Consider the following 22,033-nt stretch of genomic DNA (forward strand, 5'->3'; position numbering starts at 1 on the left):
GTCAATCCTTGGAACCACCTATAGACTCGGCAAGGGGCGGGTCTCGGGTTCAACTGGGTTCAAGGCGAAGCATCGAAACTCACCTCGGAGACCGCAATGGGTGGTGAGAAGTCGCCCATGGCCAGCACACGGGACCGCCGAAATGCGGACGAAACTGTCATTCGAGCGAGGTGTTACCGTGCTGAAAGGAAGGCCGAAAGATTTGAAGCGCATCTGCCACGAGGTCGGCGTTCCCACCCGCTATTTCACCATTCGTAAGTTGGCAGCCATCCTCCAATCCAACTCGCGTAGACCAGCGCCGTTGATGCGCGCGGTTGACGAAGTGCCAAACGGTCGCGTCGAACCCGTGTAGAAGGACTGGTCGTAGGATATTCGCGCGCTCAAGAACTTGCGCTATCCCATCCGCGATCGCGTCAGCCTTTCCAAGGTCCTGTTCTTCGATCTCGATGAGGATGCGGAAAGCTCGATGGCAATCCGGAAGCGTAACAAATCGCTCGGCATCCGCGACCGTGGCCAATCCCGCTTCGACGCCGACACCCATGCGGTGGAGCAACGCGATAAGCGCTGGAGCATCCCGCTCGGAGATATTGACGGAGGCGTAGTCGGGCAGCTGCCGCCAAGCAGAGATGCAGTCTCGCGTCTGCTTCTCGTCGCGTTCTATCCACGCGCCCGTTGACACCCCGACAAGACTTCCCGGACAAGCGCGCCGCACGGCGTATATCGCCTCATCGACCGCCAGGAGGCTCTCACGTCCGTCCGGGCCGCAGGGGTGTATGTGAAGTTCGGCAGCCCCCGCGGAGACGCACGCCGCACCGTCGAGGGCAATGGCATCCGCCGTGAGCGGTAGCCGCGGGTGATAGTCGCCAGGACGTGCACCGTTAAGGCAGGCTTGGACGATCATGTTGGTCTCCAGCATTTGTGGGGCCATGTTAGCTGTAGATAGAAGGTCTGCAATGGGCTCATTCGAGCCGCTCATTGCGCCCCTCGCTGGCGACCGCTTGCGGTCGAAGGGAGCCGTTCGTCACGAGCCCCGTGCACGGCTTGTTGCGAGGATCTTCACGTTCTGGGCCAAAAACATCGCATAATGTATCGTCAGGAATTTCCCGACGGAGTGTTGGACCTAAGGGACTGGAGCATTAGTTCCGCTCGTTTGGCTCATGAAGGTTTGTTGAGCCAAAGGAAGGATTGCCGTTGCACGGCTTGGAAAGACTCGTCCGCTGCTCTTGCGGCGTATACACGGTAGGAGCGAAAAAGCTGGATCCCTTCCCAAAAAAATACTTTTGATCGCCCAATTAACCACAGCATCGTGGGGCGTAGTCTTTTGAGTTGATTGGGTTATGCCGCCGCGTCACAAAACTATTGGGCCCTACTAAAGATTCAAATACTGCTCGCTAAAGTGGAACAGGTTGATATTTTTGCTAAGCGGGTTTGAGGATTGCTTTAAGAGCTGGGAACTTCCGCGCCTGTTCACCCTGCGGAATTTGATACCTGGCGCTGAGAACTGCGGCAGAGAAACGGATGTGCAAGTGACGGAAAAGTCTACTCCATTAGTGCTGAAACTAACAGAAGACCTACCGGATGGTCCGTACAAGACATATTACAATCTTGTATTTAACTATGCAATGCTATTTTACTTAGCTATTTACACAATATCTATTCTAATTCCTCGAGATTTTTTAGGAAATTATGACCTAACTTTTATAGGACATTATATACCGAAATTAAAGTTCGAGATTAATTTCTCTCAAATTAGATATGCAGAAAAACTAAATAGTTATTTACTGTCGTATTTCCTGATGCTGTCTGCGACTGTTCCAGTAGTCTTTTTGATGGCTTTTTACGGGATACTAAACGGTCGGCGTCACCCTTTCAGTAACGCTCAGAAGCGGCAGTTTAAGAAATGGCATATCGTATCTCCATTGCTTCTTAGTACGCTTTTCCTTTTCATCATACCGTTGCCGGTGTGGTTGGAGGGGAAGCGATCGGAACTTTTTCGAGATCCGCTGCTAATGCCGATAGTCAATTTCGTATTCTTTTCGATCGCTGTAGCTGTGTCAGCAGCGGGCTTTCTCGCGATCGGGCGGTTACACGCAAAACATTCCTAAACTTGTAGTGTCGGTGCTTCCGAGGAAATCATATGGCGAACGAAACTAAAACCGCAGCGCCGTCCCTGGACACCGCAAGGCGCCGTTAGAACCCAGCACGTAGAAAGGTCGCGAGTTCGTCTACGAGTTCAGGAGACTTCTGACACACATATACGCCAAATTCGGCTGTCGGCGCAGGCGGCAGCCCGTACTTTGTTTGGAGGTTTTCGCAATCCACGGGCAGGCCTTCCTGCAGAAGAAGTCCGATGCCGAGACCTGCCCGCAATGCTGAGATCAAAGCCGAGAAGGTCGAGGCTCTGCCGCCCGCGGTCCACTCTATTCCGTCTTCGGCCAAAAGGGCGAACATCCGATCCTGCCATGAGCAGGAGCCGTCGAAGATGATGATGGGTATGGGGGCGTTTTCGTCCACTTCCAGCATGCGACTCGCGCACCAGATGAGCTGGCGGGAGATAAAGCCAGTCGGAGTTGTTGAAAAGCGGGCGGGGTCGGCCACGACAATGTCGCTACGTCCATCCACCAGCGACCTTGCGAGGTCTGCCGAATGCGAGGAGTTCAAATCGATCTCCACCGAGGGGTGACGCCTCTTGAAGTCCGCGATAGCCGAAGGCAGCCTGGTGACGGCGAGATCTTCCACCATACCGAGCCGAACTCTGCCCGAAAGCTTTTTGCCGACGATTTGCCTGCGCATGTCCTCGCCAAGGGCAATCGTCTTCCTGGCGTAGGCAAGGAAAGTCTCCCCGGCGTCTGTCAGGGAGACACCTTTGTGGGAACGGACGAGCAGCTGCGTGTCAAGATCCATCTCAAGACGCTGCAATTGCATGCTCACGGCGGGCTGCGTCCGAGCGAGACGATCCGCGGCTTTGCTGACGGTCCCAGTTTCTGAAACCGCGATGAAGGCTTGCAACAGCCTCGTGTCGAAGTTCAGCTCCATATAAAATATCCTTATAGCTTTCTAAGAATTATAACACTACCCAGCATGGCGGTCAGATGACAACCTCCCCTCACAGTACAAATGGTGACGGAGACCTGTCGTGAGCTACAAGGAAAAACTCGAAAAGTGCGGCGTTAACTGGCCCAGGCTCAGCCGGCCAGATCTCCCCTTCGCGCCGACCAAGCGCATTGGCGACACGCTTTACGTTTCCGGCCAGATCCCGGAAGTGGCCGACGAAATCGCTTACATCGGCCAGGTCGGCAAGGAAATCGACGTCGAGACGGCGCTCCAGAGCGCGAAGATATGCGCTGCCAACATCGTTTACTGGGTCGAAAAAGCGCTCGACGGCGATCTCGACCGTGTCGTGCAAATGGCAAAGATGAATATCTTCATCAACGCCGTTCCCGGCTTCACCGCTTACTCTCAGGTCGGCAATGGCGCTTCGGAAATCATGAATGCCCTATTCGGCGAGCGTGGGGAGCATGCCCGGTGCGCGGTCGGCATGGGTGGCCTTCCGGCCAATGTTCCCGTCGAAATCGACGCGGTCTTCCACGTGCGCTGAAGGAGAGCGAGATGCCGCCTGTCATTCACTTTAATCACGCGGGCGCAAGCATCCTTGCTCCGGAAACAGTCGAATTGATAGTGGCGCATCTCCGCCGCGAAGCGGAACTGGGTCCCATGGAAGCTGGGGCGGCCGTCGCGGACCGCTTGGAGGCTGGATATGCGAGGGCGGCCCGTCTCCTGGGGTGCGCAGCCACGGACGTCGCGTTCGGGACCGGTCACGGTCAGCTTTACGGCGACATCCTCGCTTCGGTGCCGCTCAAGGCGGGCGACCGCGTCCTGGTAAGCCGCCAGGAGTGGATCGGCAACGTGCTTGCCCTGAAGCATGCGTGCCATGTTTCGGGCGCCTCAATGTCGGTGATGCCGTGGGATGAAACCACCGCGGTAGACGTCGAGGCGGTGGTGAGGTCTCTCGATCCCGACGTGAAGATAGTGGCGCTTACTTGGGTTGGTGCGAGTGGCGCTCTTATCAATCCCGCCGAGGCGCTCGGCAAGGCGTTACGCCAAGCGAAATCGGGAGCCTTCTACATGATCGACGCCAGCCAGGCGATCGGACAACTTCCGGTCGATGTGTCGGAGATCGGGTGCGACGTCCTAGTCGCCTGCGGCCGGAAATTTCTGCGGGGGCCACGCGGAACGGCTCTCGCCTATATCTCGCCCAGGCTCGCGGTGTCGATGGTTCCGAGGCGCGTGGACGACCGCTCCGCCAAGCTCGACGTCGGGCGCGCGGCCATCCACCAGAGTGCTCAAGCTGTGGAAACCGCCGAGTTCGCCGTGGCATTGCGCCTGGGGTTGATCGACTCGCTCGAGCGAGCCCTGAGCCTGAATGCGTTCGACACCCGGGTGAAGCTCAACGCACTCGCCACGGAGCTCCGCAACAGGCTCACGGATGTGCCCGGCGTAAACATTCTCGACCTCGGCCGCGACAAGGCCGCGTTCGTGACTTTCGCCATCGAAGGCATTCCATGCCAGCGGGTGAAGGAGCTTCTCGCAGCCCGCGGGATCACGATCGGAAAGAACGGCGTCGGATACACGCCGTTCGACATGGACATCAGAGGCATCACGGAAATCCTGCGAGCCTCGGTCCATTTTGGCAACACTGACACAGACATCGAAAAGTTAGTCCAGGCCGTGCGCGAGATCGCCGCGGAAGCGGCCGAGGCCGCGTGACGGAAGAGGGAATTGGACAGATGAGCACAGCAAACGTGAAGAAGACCGCACTGGTACTGGGCGGCAGCAAAGGACTGGGTTTCGGCGTAGCTGAAGCCTTGGCTGACAAAGGGGTCGACGTGGCGCTTGTGGGCCGCGACGAAGCGACTCTACGCGCGGCCGAGGCAAAGCTCGAAGGAAAGCCCGGCGTGGCGATGTCCTTCTCTTGCGACCTGTTGGAGAAGAAGGGCGTGTCCGAACTCCTAGGCTGGGTCGATCGGCATATGGGGCACGTCGACATACTGCTTCTCAACGGAGGTGGCCCTCCGCCGTTTCCGGCTTCGAAGTTCGAGGAGGAGATCTGGCTTCAGCAGTTCGGTGCGATGTTCCTCAACCAGGTGAGGATTGCGTCACACTTTCTGCCGGGCATGAGGGCTCGGAAGTTCGGCCGCATCGTGGCGGTGTCTTCCACGAGCGTCAAGGAGCCTATCTCTGGGCTGACTGCTTCCAACGCGTTGCGTTCGGCTCTCGCTGGTTGGGCGAAGACGCTGTCGCTGGAAGTGGCCGCCGATGGGGTCACCGTGAACGTGGTCCTTCCAGGAAGGTTCGCCACGGAGCGCACCGTGTATTTCGACACTATGGACGCGGCTGACCGCGGTGTTGATCCGTCCGTGATCGCCGGGGAAAGCCAAGCCGAGATACCGATCGGCCGTTACGGGACACACGAGGAATTCGGGGCCGTCGTGGCGTTCCTCGCAAGCGACGAGGCTCGCTATGTCACGGGGGTGGCGATGCCCGTGGACGGCGGCCTTAGCAGATCGATGCTGTAGCTGGAAGGTGCGGGAGATGGAACTCGAAGATCTTAGGACGAAGTACTCCGGTGCTACTGGCGGCGCGATTCATGATCCGGCGTTGAAGGCGGTCGCGGACGGTCTTTTTACGGGCGATCGCAGAAGATGGCCCTTTGAGGGCGTTCGGACGTTCCTCGACGCGCCCTATGTTGAGGACGCCGCCAAAGCGCTTTTCTCCGGTCAGACGATATCGGGCATCGACGTAGCACTCGTCGGCGTCCCCATGGATCTCGGGGTCACGAACAGGGCCGGCTCGCGCCTGGGTCCCAAGGCGGTTCGGCAGGTCGAGATCGGGTGCTCAAGGCGGCCCCGTCAACCGTGCTGAAAGTTGCCGACATCGGCGACGTCCCGATGAGGAGCAGGTTCGACCTGGAAGGCTGCCACGCCGACATCGAGGAGTTTTTCGGTTCACTTGCCGCAAGCGACGTGGTGCCGCTTGCGGTGGGCGGTGACCATTCCATCAGCTACTCCATCCTCAAGGGCTTGGCTCGCAAGCATGGCCCGATGGGAATGTTGCACATAGATGCCCACTGCGACACCGCGGGCATCTACGAAGGTGCCAAGTTCCACCACGGCGGCCCCTTCCGGCTCGCAGTACTGGACGGCGTCCTGGATCCCAAGCGGACGATCCAGATCGGCATCCGTGGTGGCGGCGATTACCTTTGGGAGTTCTCCTACGACTCCGGAATGACCGTCATCCATGCCGAGGAGGTCCAGCAAATGGGCGTGGAGGCGGTGATTAAAGCGGCTATCAAGGTAATTTCGGGCGGCCCCACCTATGTCAGCTTCGACGTCGACAGCCTTGATCCCGCGTTCACGCCGGGCACCGGCACCCCGGAAGTAGGTGGCCTTGAGCCACGCGAGGTGCTCGCAATCCTCGCTCACGCAGATCCTCGCCAAGTGCGGCTGCAACGGCTTTGAGCATTTCTAGCAATTGAGCGCGGATCGCTGTCATTTGCTCATGATCTTCGACTTGAGGTGATCGGTGGCGAGACCGACTTCCCGCTGGTTCCCGAGCCTAATCGCATCTACCAGTGCCAGGTACGCATAAAGTCGCTCGTCTTTCAAAGCGGCCTCCGGCACGCTTTTGAAAAGGGGATCGACCGCTTGACCCATCTCTCGTCCAGCGGAGTAGGGCCAGACGTAGTTATAGGTCCCGCCGCTGACGAGAAGCTCTTGAAGCATCGGCGCTGCAAACGCCGTGGGGACGCCGCGTTGTATCGGCCCTACCTGTGCGGGAAACACGAACCTAAGGCCATGGGTGATGAACTCGAAAAGGTTTCGCCGATGTGGCCGTGGTTCATTGGTGCGACTGTCTTTCCGCGCGATCCCGGAAGCGACGCTTCTCTTGATCGACTGCGCGATTTCGGTTTTGCTAATCCCGAGCAGAGCTTCAAGATTCCGCACCGAATAAGGGTCGCCCCCGAGAGATTCAGATCGCAGTTGATCTGTACCCTTTGTGAGTTCCTGGTCTTGCAGGCTAAGCAGCTTCAGCAGGACGATTATGTCTTGGCTCTTCATGGTGACTGTCCTCTGTCCTAGGACTGAGGACAGCAAGCCCGAACTTTCCCGCTTTGTCAAAGCCAGAGTTAAGACGTGGCTGGCCCAACAGCTAGCCCGGAGATTGCAACACTGGGCGTTTCATCTCGATGATTTTCATTGGATGCCAAATTTCGTTGGAGAGCGCCCACGCGACGAACGTAACGGATTGGTGACCCAGGCTGCGGACGGCAACTCTTGGGTCATGGAAGGAATCTACGGTTCGATAGTCCGGCAAGTGCTTCCACGTGTGACGACGCTAATCTGGCTCGATGTCTCTGACGACGAGTGCATTTCCAACCTCTTGCAACGAGGTCAAACCGGTGGAGGGACACGGGCGCAGTTCGATGAGTTAATGGAATACACTCGCGGTTATCGACTGCGGAAGGGCCACTTAAATTCGTTCGACGCTCATCAATGGTTTTTCGAAGAGCATCCATTGCAGAAGTTGAAGCTGTGCTGTCGCTCAGAGATTGCAGAATTTCTGGCGACAATCTGAAACGCATTCCGTTGACTGCCCTGTATTTCGCAGGAATCGCTAGGGCATTACCCTCGAATATTCGCGCCCTTGGAAACGCCGAGCGCCGATCCTGTCTATTTATATCAGAATGCTCTTATCGCGCTGGATGCCTCAAAGGGCATCAACAGTGGAGAACCTTTTCTCCACGCGGCTGCTGCTGGATCGTGGTTCGTGCAAGCGGGACAAGGTTCACGGCCACGGGAACAAAACCAGCGCCGGCACAACTGCAGTCAACGCCAACTGGCGGAACGACTGCCGCCGGTGGCAGCGCTGGCACCGGGAGGGGAAGAGCACGGCAACAGCGCTGGAGATGCTGGCGATATCTAGTCGGCCTGTGAGCGCGTCGCTGCAAGTCGTGGTTCATCGATTTCTGTCCCAAGCGCCCGACACTCGATGCCGTACCCTAAGTTTCCACGGCTCGCCTTGGGCACATAGCCCTTCGCGTTCTTCTGGCGGGCAATTTCGCACAGGAGCGCCACTGTCCCCAAGCCCGAATGAGGGTAACTCGCCAAAGAGTGTTGGCTGTATCGACAACGCATAATAGCGCGCCATGTTTCGACCTGGATCTATCCGTTGAAAGTCTGGATCTATCCGTTGAAAGTAGAGGCTGGGGAGCAGTGCTGGGTCATGGACACAGCATTGCGTGCCGGAGATTCTGCGTCCAATCAGAATTTTGAATCGCTTGGGGCGAACCGATTCACATTGCTGATGGAAGCCTGACTTCGTGCGCTAAGCGGTTAGCGCCCGGGCGCATCCATCCAGACCTTGCTCAGCAAGCGTCGAAGTTCGGCACGTTCTTGCGCGTCTAGCCGTTCCAGCATCCGGTCCTCGTGCTCGTTCAGGCGATGCAGCCAATCGGCAGCTGCTTCCCTGCCGGCCTGTGTCGGAAATAACCGTTGGACGCGCTGGTCGGACGCCTCCGCCTCGCGGGTGAACAGCCCCTTCGCCTCCAGATCTGTGAGGAACTGTACGATGTTGGCGCGTTGCATGCCGAGGATGCGGCAAATCTCGGCCGAGGTCAGACCAGGCTTTTCGACCATGCACAACAGCACACTGAGGCTGATTGGGCGGGCATCCACCTGGGCCAGTGCTTCCACTGCTCCGTTAAGGTCAAAGACAGATGCGCGACGGAGGTGATAGCCGACCAAGTTGAGCAAGGCGCTCTTTTCATTGTCATTCATTTGCCGTCAGACGCCTTTCTAAAAAAACCGCTATGCAAGATAGCAATCTTCGCGCTAGTTTCCGTTCGAGCGATATGCCCAACGATTTGGGCAGCATTTTTGGAGGACTGTCGTGAGCATTGTCAATCTTCGCATCGCGGGGGCGGAGCGGGCAGCGAGCCGCACGTTTCGCAGATATAACCCGGTGACGGGCGCACTTGCCAGCGAGGCTGCCGCCGCCAGCGTCGAAGACGCTCGTGCAGCCGCGCAAGCGGCGGCCGATGCATTCCCTGCATGGGCTGCCCTTGGTCCTAACGCCCGTCGCGCGGTACTGCTTAAGGCCGCCGACGCGATCTCAGCGAAGGGTGACGCCTTCGTCACCGCAATGGCTTCCGAGATAGGCGCAACCGAAGGCTGGGCGCGGTTCAACGTGATGCTCGCCGCATCGATGCTGCGCGAGGCTGCGGCCCTGACCACGCAGGTCTCGGGCGAGGTGATCCCTTCGGACAAACCGGGCTGCCTTTCGATGGGCATCCGCGAACCCGCGGGCGTATGTCTCGGCATCGCGCCCTGGAACGCGCCTGTTATCCTTGGGGTGCGCGCGCTTGCCACACCTCTCGCCTGCGGTAATGCCGTGGTGTTCAAGGCGTCCGAAATCTGCCCTCGCACGCACGCGCTAATCGTTGAGGCGCTGGAGGAAGGCGGCCTTCCGCCGGGACTTGTCAGCCTCGTGACCAACGCCCCCGAGGATGCGGCCGAGATCGTCGGAGCGCTGATCGACCACCCGGCGATCCGACGCATCAATTTCACTGGGTCAACCAAGGTGGGCCGGATCATTGCGGAACGCGCTGGGAGGCAGCTGAAGCCCTGCCTGCTGGAACTGGGGGGCAAGGCTCCGCTTCTGGTGCTGAAGGACGCCAATATCGACGAGGCGGTCAAGGCGGCAATCTTCGGAGCCTTCTTCAATCAAGGTCAGATCTGCATGTCCACCGAACGCATCATCGTCGTGGGCGAAGTTGCCGATGCTTTCGTGCAGAAATTCACCGCCCGCGCCGCGCAGCTGAAGGCGGGCGATCCGGCACAGGGCAAGGCTCCTCTGGGTGCGGTCGTGGACGCGCATACGGTGACGAAGGTCCAGTCGTTGATCGAGGACGCGCAGTCGAAAGGAGCCATCGTGACCAGCGCCGGCACGGCTGAGGGCGTTCTAATGCCCGCGCAGGTCGTGGACCGCGTCACCTCGGAGATGCGGATCTATGCCGAGGAGAGCTTCGGTCCCGTAGTCGCCATACTGCGCGCAAAGGATGAAGAAGACGCCGTACGGCTTGCCAATGACAGCGAGTACGGGCTGTCGGCAGCAGTATTTACCCGCGACATCTCGCGCGGGATCGCGGTGGCGCGGCAGATACGGTCCGGCATTTGCCACGTCAACGGACCCACTGTGCATGACGAGGCCCAAATGCCCTTCGGTGGCACCGGTGCGTCGGGCTACGGTCGCTTCGGTGGCAGCGCCGGCATAGCAGAATTCACCGAGCTGCGCTGGATCACGATCGAGACCCAGCCCGGACATTTCCCGATTTGAAAGGACAAACACATGGCAAACGACATTGATACTGTGACTTGGGATATCGCGGACGGAATCGCCTGGCTGCGCTTCAACCGCCCCGACAAGCGCAACGCCATGTCGCCCACGCTGAACCGTGCGATGATGGAGGCGCTGGACGAGCTGGAATTCCGCGACGACGTCGGCGTGCTGGTGCTGACCGGCGAAGGTTCCGCCTGGACCGCGGGCATGGACCTGAAGGAATACTTCCGCGAGACCGAGGCCGAGGGTCTCGCCGGCACCCGCAAAGCGCAGCGCGAAAGCTATGGGTGGTGGCGGCGGCTGCGCTGGTACCAGAAGCCGACCATCGCCATGGTCAACGGCTGGTGCTTCGGCGGCGGTTACGGACCGCTCTTCGCCTGCGACCTGGCCTTTGCGGCCGACGAGGCGAAGTTCGGCCTTTCCGAGATCAACTGGGGCATTTTGCCCGGCGGCGGGGCGACGAAAGTTGCGGTGGAGCTGCTGCCTTTCCGCAAGGCGATGTATCATTCAATGACCGGCGAGCCGATCGACGGGAAGACCGCTGCCGATTGGGGCCTTGTGAACGAGAGCCTGCCCTTGAAAGAGTTGAAGGCCCGCGTGACGGAGGTCGCAAGGGTGCTTCGGGAAAAGAATCCCGTCGCGCTGAAGGCCACCAAGGACGCTGTCCGTCGCGTCGGCCCGATGAGCTATGACGACGCCGAGGACTACCTCGTCCGTGCGCAAGAGGCCGCGAACTCCTATGATGCTGAGGGGCGGAAGGAGGGAATCCGTCAGTTCATCGACGAGAAAAGCTACAAGCCCGGCCTCGGCGCTTACGACACGTCACGCAAGGCAGGCTGACGATCTCAGGGAGGAGATGTGATGCTGGACTTTACGACCCCTGACCCGGTGGCGCTTCACGCGCGCCTCCGGCCCGATGCTCTTGCGTGTCTCGACCTCGCTACGGGCAAGAAATGGACCTACGCGGCGTTGGATGCTGACATTGAGCGCGCCGTAGTGGTACTGCGGGCCAAGGGAGTGACGGAAGGCGACCGCGTGGCTGTATTAGCTCGTAACTCGGGCTGGCAGGTAGTGATGCAGCAAGCGTTAATCCGCATGGGCGGTATTTTCGTTCCCCTGAACTGGAGGCTTTCCGAACCCGAGATCGATATCCTTTTGGCCGATTGCGCCCCGAGGCATTTGTATCGTGACCTGACGGACTTTGCTGAAGCTGTTGAACTGGCCGTGCCGGGTTCCCGTTGCACGCCTCGTTCGCAGTCCGAAACCTGCACGATCCTCTATACTTCCGGCACCTCCGGCACCCCCAAGGGCGCGATGCTGAGCGCGAGCTGCCTCCTGGCCACCGCTGTCAATTTCGGCGTGCTAGGCGAAGTGGACAGCAACAGCGTCTTCCTTTGCGATACGCCGATTTTCCACGTCATCGGCTTGGTAACACAGATCTGGCCCGCGCTCCTGCGCGGCGGGACATGCTTGATCTCACCCGGGTTCGATCCTGAACTGACAAATACGCGGCTGGCCGATCCGGCGTTGCGTGTCACACATTACTTCTGTGTCCCTCAAATGGCCGAGGGGCTACGCCACGCGAGGAATTTTGCGCCGGATCGATGGGCGCTGAAAGCCCTGTTCACCGGCGGCGCGCCGAATCCGGCGGCGCATATCCACTGGTGGTTGGACCGCGGCGTACCAATGGTCGACGGCTACGGCATGACGGAATGCGGCACGATCCTGGGAATGCCTCTCTCGGCCCGGATCGTGCGCGAAAAGGCCGGCGCGGTCGGCCTGCCCGGCCCTCTTACTCGCGTACGGTTAGTTGACGAAGAGGGGCGGGAGGTGCCTCAGGGAACCGAGGGCGAGGTGCTGGTGCACGGCCCGAACGTGATTAGGGGTTACTGGAACCGGGAGGACAGCGCGCTCGGCGCGGATGGTTGGTTGCGAACGGGCGATGTCGGCCGCGCAGATACTGATGGCTACATCACTATCGTAGACCGGCGAAAGGACATGTTCATCTCAGGTGGCGAGAACGTCTATCCGGTTGAGGTCGAATCCGTGATGGCCGCCCATCCAGCCATACGCGAGGTCGCTGTTATCGGCGTGCCCGACTCGCGCTGGGGCGAGGTTGGCCGTGCCTTCGTGGTGCTCGTGCCTGGTCAGGCGATTTCGGAGAACGAGCTGGCCCAGCATTGCGAGGCCTCTCTCGCGCGCTATAAGATCCCGAAAACCTTCGTAACCGTCGATGCCTTGCCGCGCACCGCCTCTGGCAAGGTCATGAAGCACATACTGCGCGACGAATTCCTCACAGCGTGAACGAAACGCCGACTGCTGGCGACGCTCTGTGCCCTGCCCACTCTGTCCGGCAGGGTGCCGAGAGTTCTGCCGCCGATGTCGACCCGGCGCATATCCGACCATTCCGTGCATGCGGTCGAAATCGTGACCCCGTTCAACGAGCAATTAGTACATCCGGGCCTGCATTTGACGGGCTGGATAGCGACGTGGGCGAACGTTCTTCAGACCGTTCCCGATACCCTGGCACGGTGACCCACCGCTGCGCGACAACCGCAAGATTGCTATTTTATATCGCTATTTTACATAGCGTTTTTTCTTGACATAACACATGCCCTGACGACATCTTCCTCGAACGGAAGTCGCAGGAGGAGACGCGCCTTCCACTCACCATTTTGATTTTGGAGGATCGATGGGAATCGGAACATCAGGTGCCGGCAATAGCCGGGCCATACTCATATGCTTCGCCGCGGCCCTTGTCGAAGGTTTCGACATCCAGGTCGCCGGCATCGCGGCGCCGCGCCTCGGCCCGGCGCTCGGTCTGTCGCCAGCCCAGATGGGGATGTTTTTCTCGTCTGCAACGTTCGGGCTGATCTTCGGCGCATTGGCAGGCGGATGGCTTTCCGACAGGCATGGACGGCGGGCAGGACTTGCAATCTCGCTTGCCGTCTTTGGATTGTTTTCCATCGGAACGGCGTTAGCGGGGAATTACGAGACTCTGCTGGTGATGCGGTTCATGACGGGCGTAGGGCTGGGCGGGGCCCTCCCAAATCTCGTGGCCATCGCATCGGAGTCGGCACCAGCGGAGCGCCGTGGCCGCGCCGTCGCGCTCATGTATGCGGGCATTCCTTTGGGTGGCGCCGTGGTCAGCCTGATCTCCATCGCCGGGCTGGGCGATGGTTGGCGAGTGCTGTTTGTGATCGGCGGTCTCCTTCCCTTGATGATCGTGCCTCTGGTCATGAACCTGCCCGATCTGCGCATGGCACCCAAAGGGCGCGATGTGAGAGGGCTTGGAACAGTTCTTGGCAGCGGCAACCTCGTGCCGACGGTATTGCTCTGGGCTGGTTTCTTCTTTTCGCTACTGGTGCTTTATCTCCTGCTCAATTGGCTTCCGGCGCTTATGGTCTCGCGCGGCTTCGGGCGGGCGGAAGCGGGGATGGTCCAACTTGCCTTTAATCTGGCTGGGGCGGCTGGCAGCCTTCTAGGGGGCGTGGCGCTCGATGCTCGGAACCGATCCTTTTGGGTTGCCGGTTCCTTTGGCGGACTGGTTGTTGCGCTTGCGCTTTTGGCCGTGGCACCGGCGAATATCTTCGTGACGCTCGTGGTAGGGGCGATACTTGGCGCAGCGATCATCTCGGTGCAAGCAGTGCTCTACGGCATCGCACCGCAATGCTATCCGGCAGAGGTGCGCGGTCAGGGCGTCGGCCTTGCCGTCGCGGTGGGGCGCTTCGGATCGGTGGCAGGACCGCTGCTTGCAGGAGCACTCGTTGCCGCGGGTCAGAGCGCCTCCGAAGTGCTGACGGGCATCTTGCCCATTGCAGTTCTCGGCGGCATTGCGACCTGGCTTTTGACCCGCCGCAGGCGCGCGACGTCAACCTCGTGAAAAGGTGGGCGCCTGGCGCGCCCGCCTTTCCCACCTTGTTGTCATGCCTGCAACACTGGCAGCTATTCAGTTCGTTCCCCTGTCCTGTCGGTTCATATGCCGTCAGGGGGCGCCGAAATGGCTGCACAGGTGACGACCATCCGCAATTTTGGAGAGCGGATTTATCAGCGCCGCGTTTCAGCTGGTCGAACGCAAATTCCATGGACGGTGCGATTGGCAAGCGTCTGCGATTTCGAAGGAACAGTCGAGCGGACATGTGTTCACGTTCGACGCAACAGACAAATGGGAGGAAAAATGAAGAAATTGTTCAATCTGGGCGCCGCCGCCATGACGGTCGTCATGCTAAACATCACGACGGCCGGGGCACAACAGCGACTGCCTGACGAGATTGCGAAAGGTAAGCCTTCAGACGTTCCGATCGCGACGCAGATATTGCGCTGGCATATGAATGACGGCGACGTCAATGCGTTTGCTTTCCGCAATATGGACGAACTTTTCACCATTCGCACCGTGCCTCACTCCGGCGCCGCATGGGTCCTCCCGCGGGAGGATCATAAGTTAGATTTTTCATATGAATTCAACGGGAAGACTTTCAGCGCCGAGGATTTTCTGGAACGCAGTTATACAAACGCATTCCTGGTGATGAAAAACGGCAAGATCGTCACGGAAATCTATCGCAATAACAGCGATGCGAGTACCCGTTTCATGGGATGGTCCATGACGAAATCCATCACTGCCATGCTAGTCGGAGCCGCAGTTGCCGATGGATACATCGCGTCCATCGACGATCCCGTCGTAAAATACCTGCCAGAACTGAAAAAAGGCGGATATCGTGAGGTGACCCTTCGACAGATTTTGGAAATGCGCTCGGGCGTGGATTACGAGGAGCGCTACGACTTTGCAAATCCGGGCATTGCCGCGAGCAATCATATCAACGCTCTGGTCAAAAACGTCGCGCGGTTTGCCGATGCTGGGCTCGACATTGGCACTGCCGCCAAACCGGGCGAGGTCTTCGCCTATAAAACCATCGACACTGCAATTCTCGGTTGGGTGATCGAACGTGTCACTGGCGGAACAGTTGCGGCCTATACGACCGAAAAGCTGTGGGAGCCTTTGGGCGCAGAGGCGGACGGCTTCTACATCATGGACGGAAAGCCTGGAGTTGGTAGAGAATTCAGCGGGGCCGGTTTCAACGCGACATTGCGCGACTGGGCTCGGTTCGGGCAAATGCTGGTGAACGACGGGACTGTTGATGGGCGCCAGGTTGTCAACTCGGATTGGATAAAAACGGCGCGCACACCGATAGGTTCCGAGGCGGGCCCCGAGGGCGGATACGGCTTTCAGTTCTGGACGCGCGAGGGATCGGAGGCCTACAAAGCTTTAGGTTTGCAGGGGCAGTACGTCTACGTAGACCCTGACACGCAGACTGTAATGGTCAAGCTCAGCTATTTCCCGCCGGCCGACGACACCCCCTATGCGGAGACGGAAGCCTTCTTTGGGGCGCTGACGAATTGGGTCCCAAAATAATCCGTCTATCCAATCGCCTCTTGGTACATCCCGTTTGGCGCGGCACCTTAGTCGCGCCAAAGGCGGCGTCATTTATACCGCTCCTCGGGACGGGTCAGAAGAATGCACAGCAAGCAAACCGACCTTCTTATGAATCCCGGTGCCTTACCCTTCACCTTCGCGAAGGTCGACGATTGACTTCGCCGCCCTTTTCGGGACGGAGACACTGAAATCCTGGCGATCGCGCACCCAAGCTCGATGGTTCTTGCCTGCGCGAATATTCTCCATCAACAGACCGGCAACGGCGTGGCTAGCGGCTGCGCGGGCCGGCATGGGCGTGGGCGAACCGATTCACGTTGTTGATATGAGTCTGATTTCATACGCCGGGTCGAAGATACCGGCGGGCACGGATGTGATGGCGCAGGCATCCAGTGAGTAAACGGATATTTGCTGCGTCACAGAAAATTAGTTAATAAATGTGAGTTCACGACGAACCGCGACCTGCGGGCTTTGCGACGCTAGCCCGTGCGCCTGTTCTGGGCGAGCAGTTTCTGGCGAAAGACTTCAGCTGGCGTTTTGTAGCCAAGGCATTTTCGTGGCGTTGCGTTCAGGTGATTGCAGATCTCGGTGAGATCGCGCGACTCTCTCGAAAGCCATTTCCTTGCCCGCCTGTTGGTGTTTTCGACGGTACCCTTCTGCCAAGGAGATTGGGGGTCGCAGAACATGGGGTAATCGCGGCGCGACCGCCCCAAGCAGATGCTAGCGGGGGTGGTTGCTCCCGATAAGATGGTGAAACGGGCTCACGACGACGCGCCGTCCTTAATGGCCGCAATCACGCGCCCGCGAAGGTCCGCGCTCAAGTTCCTCGTCATCATCACCTCTTCGACGTCGCCTTATTCCATCGGGGGATATGCCCGATGCCTGTCATCGCGCGGCAGCAATGGGCGAAGGGAGCCCGTTCTTCACGAGCACGATGCACGGCTTGTTCAGAGGATGTTCACGTTCTGGGCTGAAAGGTCGCATAATGTATCGGCTGGAACTGCGCACCCTTCCGTGGCGGCATCCTTCTAAGACAGCATCTCGAGACCGTGTTTCCGGACGATCGAGAGCAGCTTCAATGCGGGGCCGCTCGGCCGCTTTGCGCCGGTCTCCCACTTTTGCACTGTCGATTCGCTGATGTTCAGGTAGCGCGCGAAGACTGGCTGGCTGACATGATTGTTCTCGCGCAGCGCCTTGATCTCGCTTGGCGTCAACTCCGGCGGGATGGACAGGCAAGTCTCATCGAAGGTCTTCATGGTTTCCTTGTCGATGGTGCCCGCCGCATACATGTCTTCGACAACGCTATGGATCGCCTCAAAGGCATCGCTCTTGAACTTGCGCTTAGTCGCCATTGCAAATCTCCAATAGGGCGCCGGCCCCGATTTCGGCATCAAGCTCGGCCTGTGTCTTGCGCCGATAGAGTTCGGCGAGCTTCCGGAAAGCCAAGAGCTCGTCGTCATCGATGTTTGCGCGGTCCTTCTTCGCGAACAGATAGGCGAACACCCAGTATTCACCGGCTTTCGCCAGAACGATCGAACGGTGCATGTTGTTATTGAGCCGCTTCTTGAGCACGCCGCCACCGAGATCATCAGCCTGTCCGCGTGCGACTTGCTCAATGGCCTTGCAAAGGGCCTTGTCGGAGATCCGCGTTTTCTTCGCTCTTGGAAAACCACGCCGTTTTGAAAATCCGTTCTGACATCGCTTCATATAGCACTAGGTGCTACACCTATCAAGTTGTCGGGAAAAATTGCGGAGACTATGCTGCTTCCCATACCCAATCGAGGATCTCTTCGCGCTTGCTGAAAGGCAGGCTGTTGAAGTCATCCGGGAGGTGCCAGGCGAGCCGCCGCCGCTCCGCAGGGCTTACGTCACTCTCGAACTCATGTCCGGACGCGGATCGTGACTGATGTGGCAGCCGTTCTTTAAAATATCCGGCAGGAAGACGATAGCGTCACTCAATGAGGGCGAGGATCTCGAAGCTGTCCGTTGACCGCGGGACGCGCGTGTCGTTCGTCCAACTGAGCAGCGTCTTATTGTCGAAGGTCGGGTGGTCACCGGCGACTGCCCTGTGGAGATGCCAGTACGTATCACCATGTCGGCGCATGTGGTAGTTCAGCGCCTCTCGGAAATCTGATGGATTTTACGTCCACTCGAAGAGGGGCGCCGGGTGTTCCTCGACCGCGCGTGGTGCGACGCCAGGCTTTGCCCTTGTCCGCGGTGCGCTTGCTGATGAAGCGGCATCTGCTTTCCTTTCGCGGTTGCTTGCTTAGTGTGCAATGCCCATCGCCTTGAAGATCATCCAGGTTCTCGGTGAGCGATACAAAGCCGAGCGGCACATTGTTGTCGCCGCCGAAACAGGCGCATTTCACGCTTATCGATGTAAACGGCCTTGAATACAGAGGCCACGCCAATGCCACCAATGAAGAGTGCGAGGGGGATGGAGAGCCACATCAGTGCGCCCGCCATCATCAAGACACCGGCGAGAGCCTCGGCGAAGGATGGAAGTACGCGTAGCGAACCTACGCCCTTGCCAGGGTCGGCCATTTCGGTCGCGCCGCGGATCAAGCCATTCATAATTGCAGTCGCAGGTGTCGAGCGTGGAAATGACCCTCCAATCATTTTTATTGTTCACTGGACAAAAAAAGATATGTATATACGTATCGTCTTGACAATGGACAAAATTGGCGCCGTGTCCTGGCGCCTCGGACGATCAGGAGCGGGCGGGGACCGATGCTTGCATGAGGCGTGCAAGGACCGCACACAACTTGGGAAGGCGCCGGGCACGTCAGGAAAAACGAATGATGAGAGGCCGGAACATGAATTCTATTGAAGAGAATGCCCTTAGCCCGCGCAAAGAGATCAGCGGGCTTCCTGTCTATAACGCAGGTATTTCTGCGACCGTTGCCCAACGCGTCAGCGGGCGGGAAGACGTCGTGTTGCTGGCGAGCAACGAAAATCCTTACGGCGCATCACCCGCGGTGACAGCGGCCCTGGGCGCGCTCGTGCCGTCGCGCTACAGCGATTCGTCCTGCAGCGTGCTGCGGGATACATTATCGCAACAGCTCGGCGCGACGCCTGATCGGATCGTCTGTGGCAATGGTTCGGAGGAACTGATTGCCGCTCTCTGCCGCGCCTATCTGCATAAGGGTGACGCCGTCCTCACCATTTCGCCCTGCTTCGGTTTGCACGAGATCGAGCCCCTGGCAGCCGGCGCGCAAGTGATCAAGGTGCCGATGACCAAGGCCTTCGACTTCGACATCGACGCCCTGGTGCTCGAGCTTTCCCGCCGGCCGAAGATTGTCTTCATCTCCTCACCCTCCAACCCCGTCGGAAATGCCATGTCGCAGCCAGATCTCGAGAGGGTGCTGGACGCGGTGCAGCCCGGGACCCTGTTTGTGCTGGATGAGGCCTATTTCGAGCTGATCGACCCCGGTTCGCCCGATGGCCTGAAGGTGTTGGGCCAACGCCCAGGTCTTTCCTGGGTCGTGCTGCGCACCTTCTCCAAGGCCTACGGTTTGGCCGGTCTGCGTGTCGGCTATGGTATAGCGTCGGACGACGGCATAGCCCGGGCGATGCGGGCCGCCGTTACGCCCTTCAACGTCAACGCGGCAGCGCAGGCAGCGGCAATTGCAGCGTTGCTGGACGATGCCTGGATGAAAGACGCCACCGCGAGGATACGGCGTGATCGGTCCGTACTGGCCGAGCGCCTGCGTAGACTGGGTGTTGGGGTTGTCCCGTCACAGGCAAACTTCCTGTTCATCGAACTTTCAATCGAAGCGGGGCCCGTGGCAAGGGCCTTGCTTGACAAGGGTATAGTCGTCAAACCATGGATGGAAGCGGGCTATGCTAATTTCATCAGGGTAACGATCGGAACAGCGGGAGACAATGAGCGGTTTGTGCAGGAACTCGGGAGGGCGCTCGGGCTTAGCTAGCGCCAATGGGTGGTGCTTGTGACCAATGAACCGGCGCCGAAAAAGCGCCACGTTGGCCGCGCCGCCGCCATTGGCTTGACTCGGGAGCGCGTCGTAGAGGCTGCAATCACCCTCATTGACGAAGAGGGGCTGGCCGGGTTTTCCGTCCGCGCTCTTGCTCGACGCCTAAAAGTCTATCCCGCGGCACTTTACTGGCATGTCGGTGGCAACAAAACCGATCTCTTTGCTGAAATCTCCGGCTCGCTGATCGCGGGATTGATGACACCCAAGGACCTGCCTGACGACTGGCGCGACATGATCCGGCTTTTGTTCCGGCGTTTTCGCGCGCGCGTCCACGAGCATCCTCGCGTCGCGCCGCTGCTCGGCCCAAACATCCGCTCGAACGGTGCCCCGAACGCTCCTTGGGTCGAGGTCATTTTGAAGGCGCTGTCGCAAGCCGGATTTAGGGACCAAGGCCTGATCGACGCCTTCAACACGGTCGTCGGGGCGCTGGAGGGCTTCGTAACCATGGAGCTTGCCGGGGATGGTGCAAGCGAGGGGTCGCAGTGGGTTAAGGCATTCGACGCCGATCTCGAAGCACTTGATGCAGAGCAGTTTCCGCTGCTCAAGCAGCACTTGTCGCGAATGTACAACCGCTCCTTCGTCATGCGTTGGAAAAGCGGCGATGTCGCGCCGCTGGATGGCGGCTACAATTTTCTCGTCGAGACCCTCCTCTTGGGGCTTGAAGCACAAATCAGTCGCTGAAAACCGCAAGATGGTTCGACACCAGCTGCTCTTGCTTCGCGCGGAAGCTGTAACGTGGTTTGCACCGCCAGTCGCCGCGTTGTTCGTTACCTCAGTTTGAGGTCGGCTTGTTTCTCGATAATCTTCAGTGTTCCGATCGGGATGTCCCTTTTCGGATGGGGACTGCGACGCGGCCAGGGTCGATATCGAAGTCCGGCTGGTCCCCATGACGTCCAGAACTGGCGTTCATCGCTTCGGGAGCTCGACCCTTTCGATCGGCTCGCCATCAACGGGGACAACCCGCTGAGATGCTGAAGAATGTCGAGCAACAAGCCAAATTGATCCTGGAAACGGGAACACGATTGATTACCCTTGGAGGTGATCATTCGATAACTTACCCCGTGCTGAAAGCGCACGCGTCGGTCCACGGACCTGTGGCGCTTATTCAATTCGATGCGCATCGCGACACCGCCAGGTCCGAATATTTGGACCATGGCTCGTTCGTAAGATATGCCATGGAAGAGAACATTATCAGTCCGCAAAACTCCATCCAGATCGGCATCCGGACTCATTACGCAATGGACGATGAGATCAACGTTGTCTTTTGCCCGCGGGCGCGTGATCTCGGACCTCGAGGTCTGGTGGATGAAATCAAGAAAACCGTGGGCGAAATGCCGTGCTACCTTACGTTCGACGTCGACAGCATCGATCCGGCCTATGCGCCTGGCACGGGCACGCCGGTTGTCGATGGGCTGTCGCCAAGGGATGTCATCGAGACGATCCGGGGCATCTCGGACCTCAAACATCGTTGGCATGGATGTTGTGGAGGTCTCCCCCCGTTTGATCATTCCGAGATCACCGCTTTGTTGGGGGCGTCGATCATACTTGAACATCTCTGTGCGCAGGCGGCGCGGCGTGGCCTTGCAGTTACAGGCCAGTTCTATAACGGATCCGTTCTGCCTCGATTTCGGCTTGGGTGAACGGGTCTGATTCATCATCAAAACGCGTCCAGCCTTGTTCCCGGTAATCCGAGCGGCGCCTGGCCAGATCGACCAAGTTGGATCGCTGCAAAATTTTCTGCGCGTCCGCTACCCTGGATTCATCGGTCTTGACGGTTACAACCGTGCCGCCGCGTCGAATGCCTTCGGCATAGACGTGGGCATCATCTTCCGCGACCCCGGATCCCGTCAGCGCTCCGATCAGCCCTCCTGCAGCCCCACCGACAACAGCGCCAGCGGCAGCACCTGCGGCTGTCGCCGCAAGCCAACCGGCCGCAACCACTGGCCCGACGCCTGGAATAGCCATGAGGCCCAAACCGGTAAGAAGACCGCCGGCCCCGCCTGCCAAAGCCCCTAGACCGGCGCCAGTTCCGGCACCTTCGGCCACTCCATTGTCATTGTCAGGGTATCGCTCCGCAGCGTTGCTGGAAACCACGCTGATTTCTTCGTCGGTAAATCCAACATCTTGCAGTGTTCCCACCGCGGCCAGTGCGTCGGAATAGTCATCGAAGAGTCCCGTTGCGGTTTTCATGACCATCTCCTGTTGGGTTCGT

General features: G+C 59.0%; 18 protein-coding genes and 7 pseudogenes. 14 read left to right on the plus strand and 11 right to left on the minus strand.

The window, feature by feature from the left end; all coding sequences use genetic code 11:
• Positions 1–157: 157 nt before the first annotated feature.
• Both ASD00_RS28975 and ASD00_RS28985 read right to left on the minus strand, forming a co-directional pair.
• A complete protein-coding gene (locus ASD00_RS28975) occupies positions 158–901 on the minus strand; it encodes a 3-keto-5-aminohexanoate cleavage protein (RefSeq protein ID WP_057210789.1) in 744 nt (247 codons plus the stop codon).
• Positions 902–2,190: 1,289 nt separating this feature from the next.
• Positions 2,191–3,036 carry a LysR family transcriptional regulator gene (locus ASD00_RS28985; RefSeq protein ID WP_057210747.1) on the minus strand — a complete coding sequence of 282 codons (846 nt, stop codon included), beginning with the start codon at positions 3,034–3,036 and terminating at the stop codon, positions 2,191–2,193.
• Positions 3,037–3,136: 100 nt separating this feature from the next.
• On the opposite strand from ASD00_RS28985, the gene ASD00_RS28990 reads away from it, so the two are divergent.
• The 4 genes and pseudogenes from ASD00_RS28990 to ASD00_RS29010 all read left to right on the plus strand — a co-directional run.
• On the plus strand, positions 3,137–3,598 hold the full coding sequence (locus ASD00_RS28990; protein ID WP_057210749.1) for a RidA family protein: 462 nt from the start codon (positions 3,137–3,139) through the stop codon (positions 3,596–3,598).
• An 11-nt stretch (positions 3,599–3,609) separates the two neighbouring features.
• The gene (locus ASD00_RS28995) at positions 3,610–4,767 is read left to right on the plus strand and encodes an aminotransferase class V-fold PLP-dependent enzyme (protein ID WP_057210751.1); all 1,158 of its coding nucleotides are present in this window, start codon (positions 3,610–3,612) and stop codon (positions 4,765–4,767) included.
• A gap of 20 nt (positions 4,768–4,787) precedes the next feature.
• Entirely contained in the window at positions 4,788–5,576 is a 789-nt protein-coding gene (locus ASD00_RS29000; RefSeq protein ID WP_057210753.1) for an SDR family oxidoreductase, read from the plus strand.
• 16 nt (positions 5,577–5,592) lie between these two features.
• A pseudogene (locus ASD00_RS29010) lies at positions 5,593–6,476 on the plus strand (arginase family protein); the annotation flags it as partial.
• A gap of 72 nt (positions 6,477–6,548) precedes the next feature.
• On the opposite strand, the gene ASD00_RS29015 reads toward ASD00_RS29010, so the two are convergent.
• Positions 6,549–7,118, minus strand: a complete 570-nt coding sequence (locus ASD00_RS29015) for a hypothetical protein (RefSeq protein WP_057210758.1) — start codon at positions 7,116–7,118, stop codon at positions 6,549–6,551.
• On the opposite strand from ASD00_RS29015, the gene ASD00_RS29020 reads away from it, so the two are divergent.
• Both ASD00_RS29020 and ASD00_RS42120 read left to right on the plus strand, forming a co-directional pair.
• Positions 7,102–7,635 carry an AAA family ATPase gene (locus tag ASD00_RS29020; RefSeq protein WP_156585877.1) on the plus strand — a complete coding sequence of 178 codons (534 nt, stop codon included), beginning with the start codon at positions 7,102–7,104 and terminating at the stop codon, positions 7,633–7,635. The genes ASD00_RS29015 and ASD00_RS29020 overlap by 17 nt on opposite strands.
• A 69-nt stretch (positions 7,636–7,704) precedes the next feature.
• Positions 7,705–7,806: pseudogene (locus ASD00_RS42120) on the plus strand (SAM-dependent methyltransferase); the annotation flags it as partial.
• 587 nt (positions 7,807–8,393) lie between these two features.
• On the opposite strand, the gene ASD00_RS29025 reads toward ASD00_RS42120, so the two are convergent.
• Positions 8,394–8,837 (minus strand): MarR family transcriptional regulator, encoded by a 444-nt coding sequence (locus tag ASD00_RS29025; protein ID WP_057210762.1) that lies wholly within the window; start codon positions 8,835–8,837, stop codon positions 8,394–8,396.
• Positions 8,838–8,949: 112 nt separating this feature from the next.
• Between ASD00_RS29025 and ASD00_RS29030 the strand changes: the two genes are divergently transcribed.
• The 5 genes from ASD00_RS29030 (at position 8,950) to ASD00_RS29050 (ending at position 15,808) form a co-directional block, all read left to right on the plus strand.
• Positions 8,950–10,395 carry an aldehyde dehydrogenase gene (locus tag ASD00_RS29030; RefSeq protein ID WP_156585878.1) on the plus strand — a complete coding sequence of 482 codons (1,446 nt, stop codon included), beginning with the start codon at positions 8,950–8,952 and terminating at the stop codon, positions 10,393–10,395.
• Between the two features lie 12 nt (positions 10,396–10,407).
• Positions 10,408–11,238, plus strand: coding sequence for a p-hydroxycinnamoyl CoA hydratase/lyase (locus ASD00_RS29035; RefSeq protein ID WP_057210764.1), 831 nt, complete (start codon positions 10,408–10,410; stop codon positions 11,236–11,238).
• 21 nt (positions 11,239–11,259) lie between these two features.
• Entirely contained in the window at positions 11,260–12,702 is a 1,443-nt protein-coding gene (locus ASD00_RS29040) for an AMP-binding protein (protein ID WP_057210766.1), read from the plus strand.
• Positions 12,703–13,090: 388 nt separating this feature from the next.
• A complete protein-coding gene (gene mhpT, locus ASD00_RS29045) occupies positions 13,091–14,281 on the plus strand; it encodes a 3-(3-hydroxy-phenyl)propionate transporter MhpT (protein WP_057210768.1) in 1,191 nt (396 codons plus the stop codon).
• A 117-nt stretch (positions 14,282–14,398) separates the two neighbouring features.
• Positions 14,399–15,808, plus strand: coding sequence for a serine hydrolase (locus ASD00_RS29050; RefSeq protein WP_200951509.1), 1,410 nt, complete (start codon positions 14,399–14,401; stop codon positions 15,806–15,808).
• A 497-nt stretch (positions 15,809–16,305) separates the two neighbouring features.
• Here ASD00_RS29050 and ASD00_RS39440 read toward each other — a convergent pair.
• The 5 genes and pseudogenes from ASD00_RS39440 to ASD00_RS29065 all read right to left on the minus strand — a co-directional run.
• Positions 16,306–16,515 (minus strand): annotated as a pseudogene (locus ASD00_RS39440) (IS30 family transposase); the annotation flags it as partial.
• Positions 16,516–16,854: 339 nt separating this feature from the next.
• Entirely contained in the window at positions 16,855–17,178 is a 324-nt protein-coding gene (locus ASD00_RS29055; protein WP_057210770.1) for a DNA-binding transcriptional regulator, read from the minus strand.
• Positions 17,168–17,525, minus strand: a pseudogene (locus ASD00_RS29060) (type II toxin-antitoxin system RelE/ParE family toxin). Before ASD00_RS29060 ends, ASD00_RS29055 begins: the two are co-directional and overlap by 11 nt.
• A gap of 72 nt (positions 17,526–17,597) precedes the next feature.
• A pseudogene (locus ASD00_RS42125) lies at positions 17,598–17,999 on the minus strand (hypothetical protein); the annotation flags it as partial.
• Positions 18,000–18,126: 127 nt separating this feature from the next.
• A pseudogene (locus ASD00_RS29065) lies at positions 18,127–18,345 on the minus strand (glutaredoxin); the annotation flags it as partial.
• Between the two features lie 246 nt (positions 18,346–18,591).
• Between ASD00_RS29065 and hisC the strand changes: the two are divergent.
• Positions 18,592–19,758 carry a histidinol-phosphate transaminase gene (hisC, locus tag ASD00_RS29070; protein ID WP_244496170.1) on the plus strand — a complete coding sequence of 389 codons (1,167 nt, stop codon included), beginning with the start codon at positions 18,592–18,594 and terminating at the stop codon, positions 19,756–19,758.
• Between the two features lie 18 nt (positions 19,759–19,776).
• Complete coding sequence (locus ASD00_RS29075; RefSeq protein WP_162249765.1) at positions 19,777–20,502, plus strand: TetR/AcrR family transcriptional regulator; 726 nt, start codon at positions 19,777–19,779, stop codon at positions 20,500–20,502.
• Positions 20,503–20,588: 86 nt separating this feature from the next.
• On the opposite strand, the pseudogene ASD00_RS42130 reads toward ASD00_RS29075, so the two are convergent.
• Positions 20,589–20,663: pseudogene (locus ASD00_RS42130) on the minus strand (addiction module toxin, HicA family); the annotation flags it as partial.
• Between the two features lie 66 nt (positions 20,664–20,729).
• Between ASD00_RS42130 and ASD00_RS39445 the strand changes: the two are divergent.
• Positions 20,730–21,461 carry an arginase family protein gene (locus ASD00_RS39445; RefSeq protein ID WP_348272079.1) on the plus strand — a complete coding sequence of 244 codons (732 nt, stop codon included), beginning with the start codon at positions 20,730–20,732 and terminating at the stop codon, positions 21,459–21,461.
• Here ASD00_RS39445 and ASD00_RS29085 read toward each other — a convergent pair.
• A complete protein-coding gene (locus ASD00_RS29085; protein WP_057210778.1) occupies positions 21,409–22,011 on the minus strand; it encodes a hypothetical protein in 603 nt (200 codons plus the stop codon). The two genes, ASD00_RS39445 and ASD00_RS29085, sit on opposite strands and share 53 nt — an antisense overlap.
• Between the last annotated feature and the right edge of the window lie 22 nt (positions 22,012–22,033).

The sequence above is a fragment of the Ensifer sp. Root31 genome (assembly GCF_001424825.1).
Lineage (GTDB): Bacteria > Pseudomonadota > Alphaproteobacteria > Rhizobiales > Rhizobiaceae > Ensifer > Ensifer canadensis.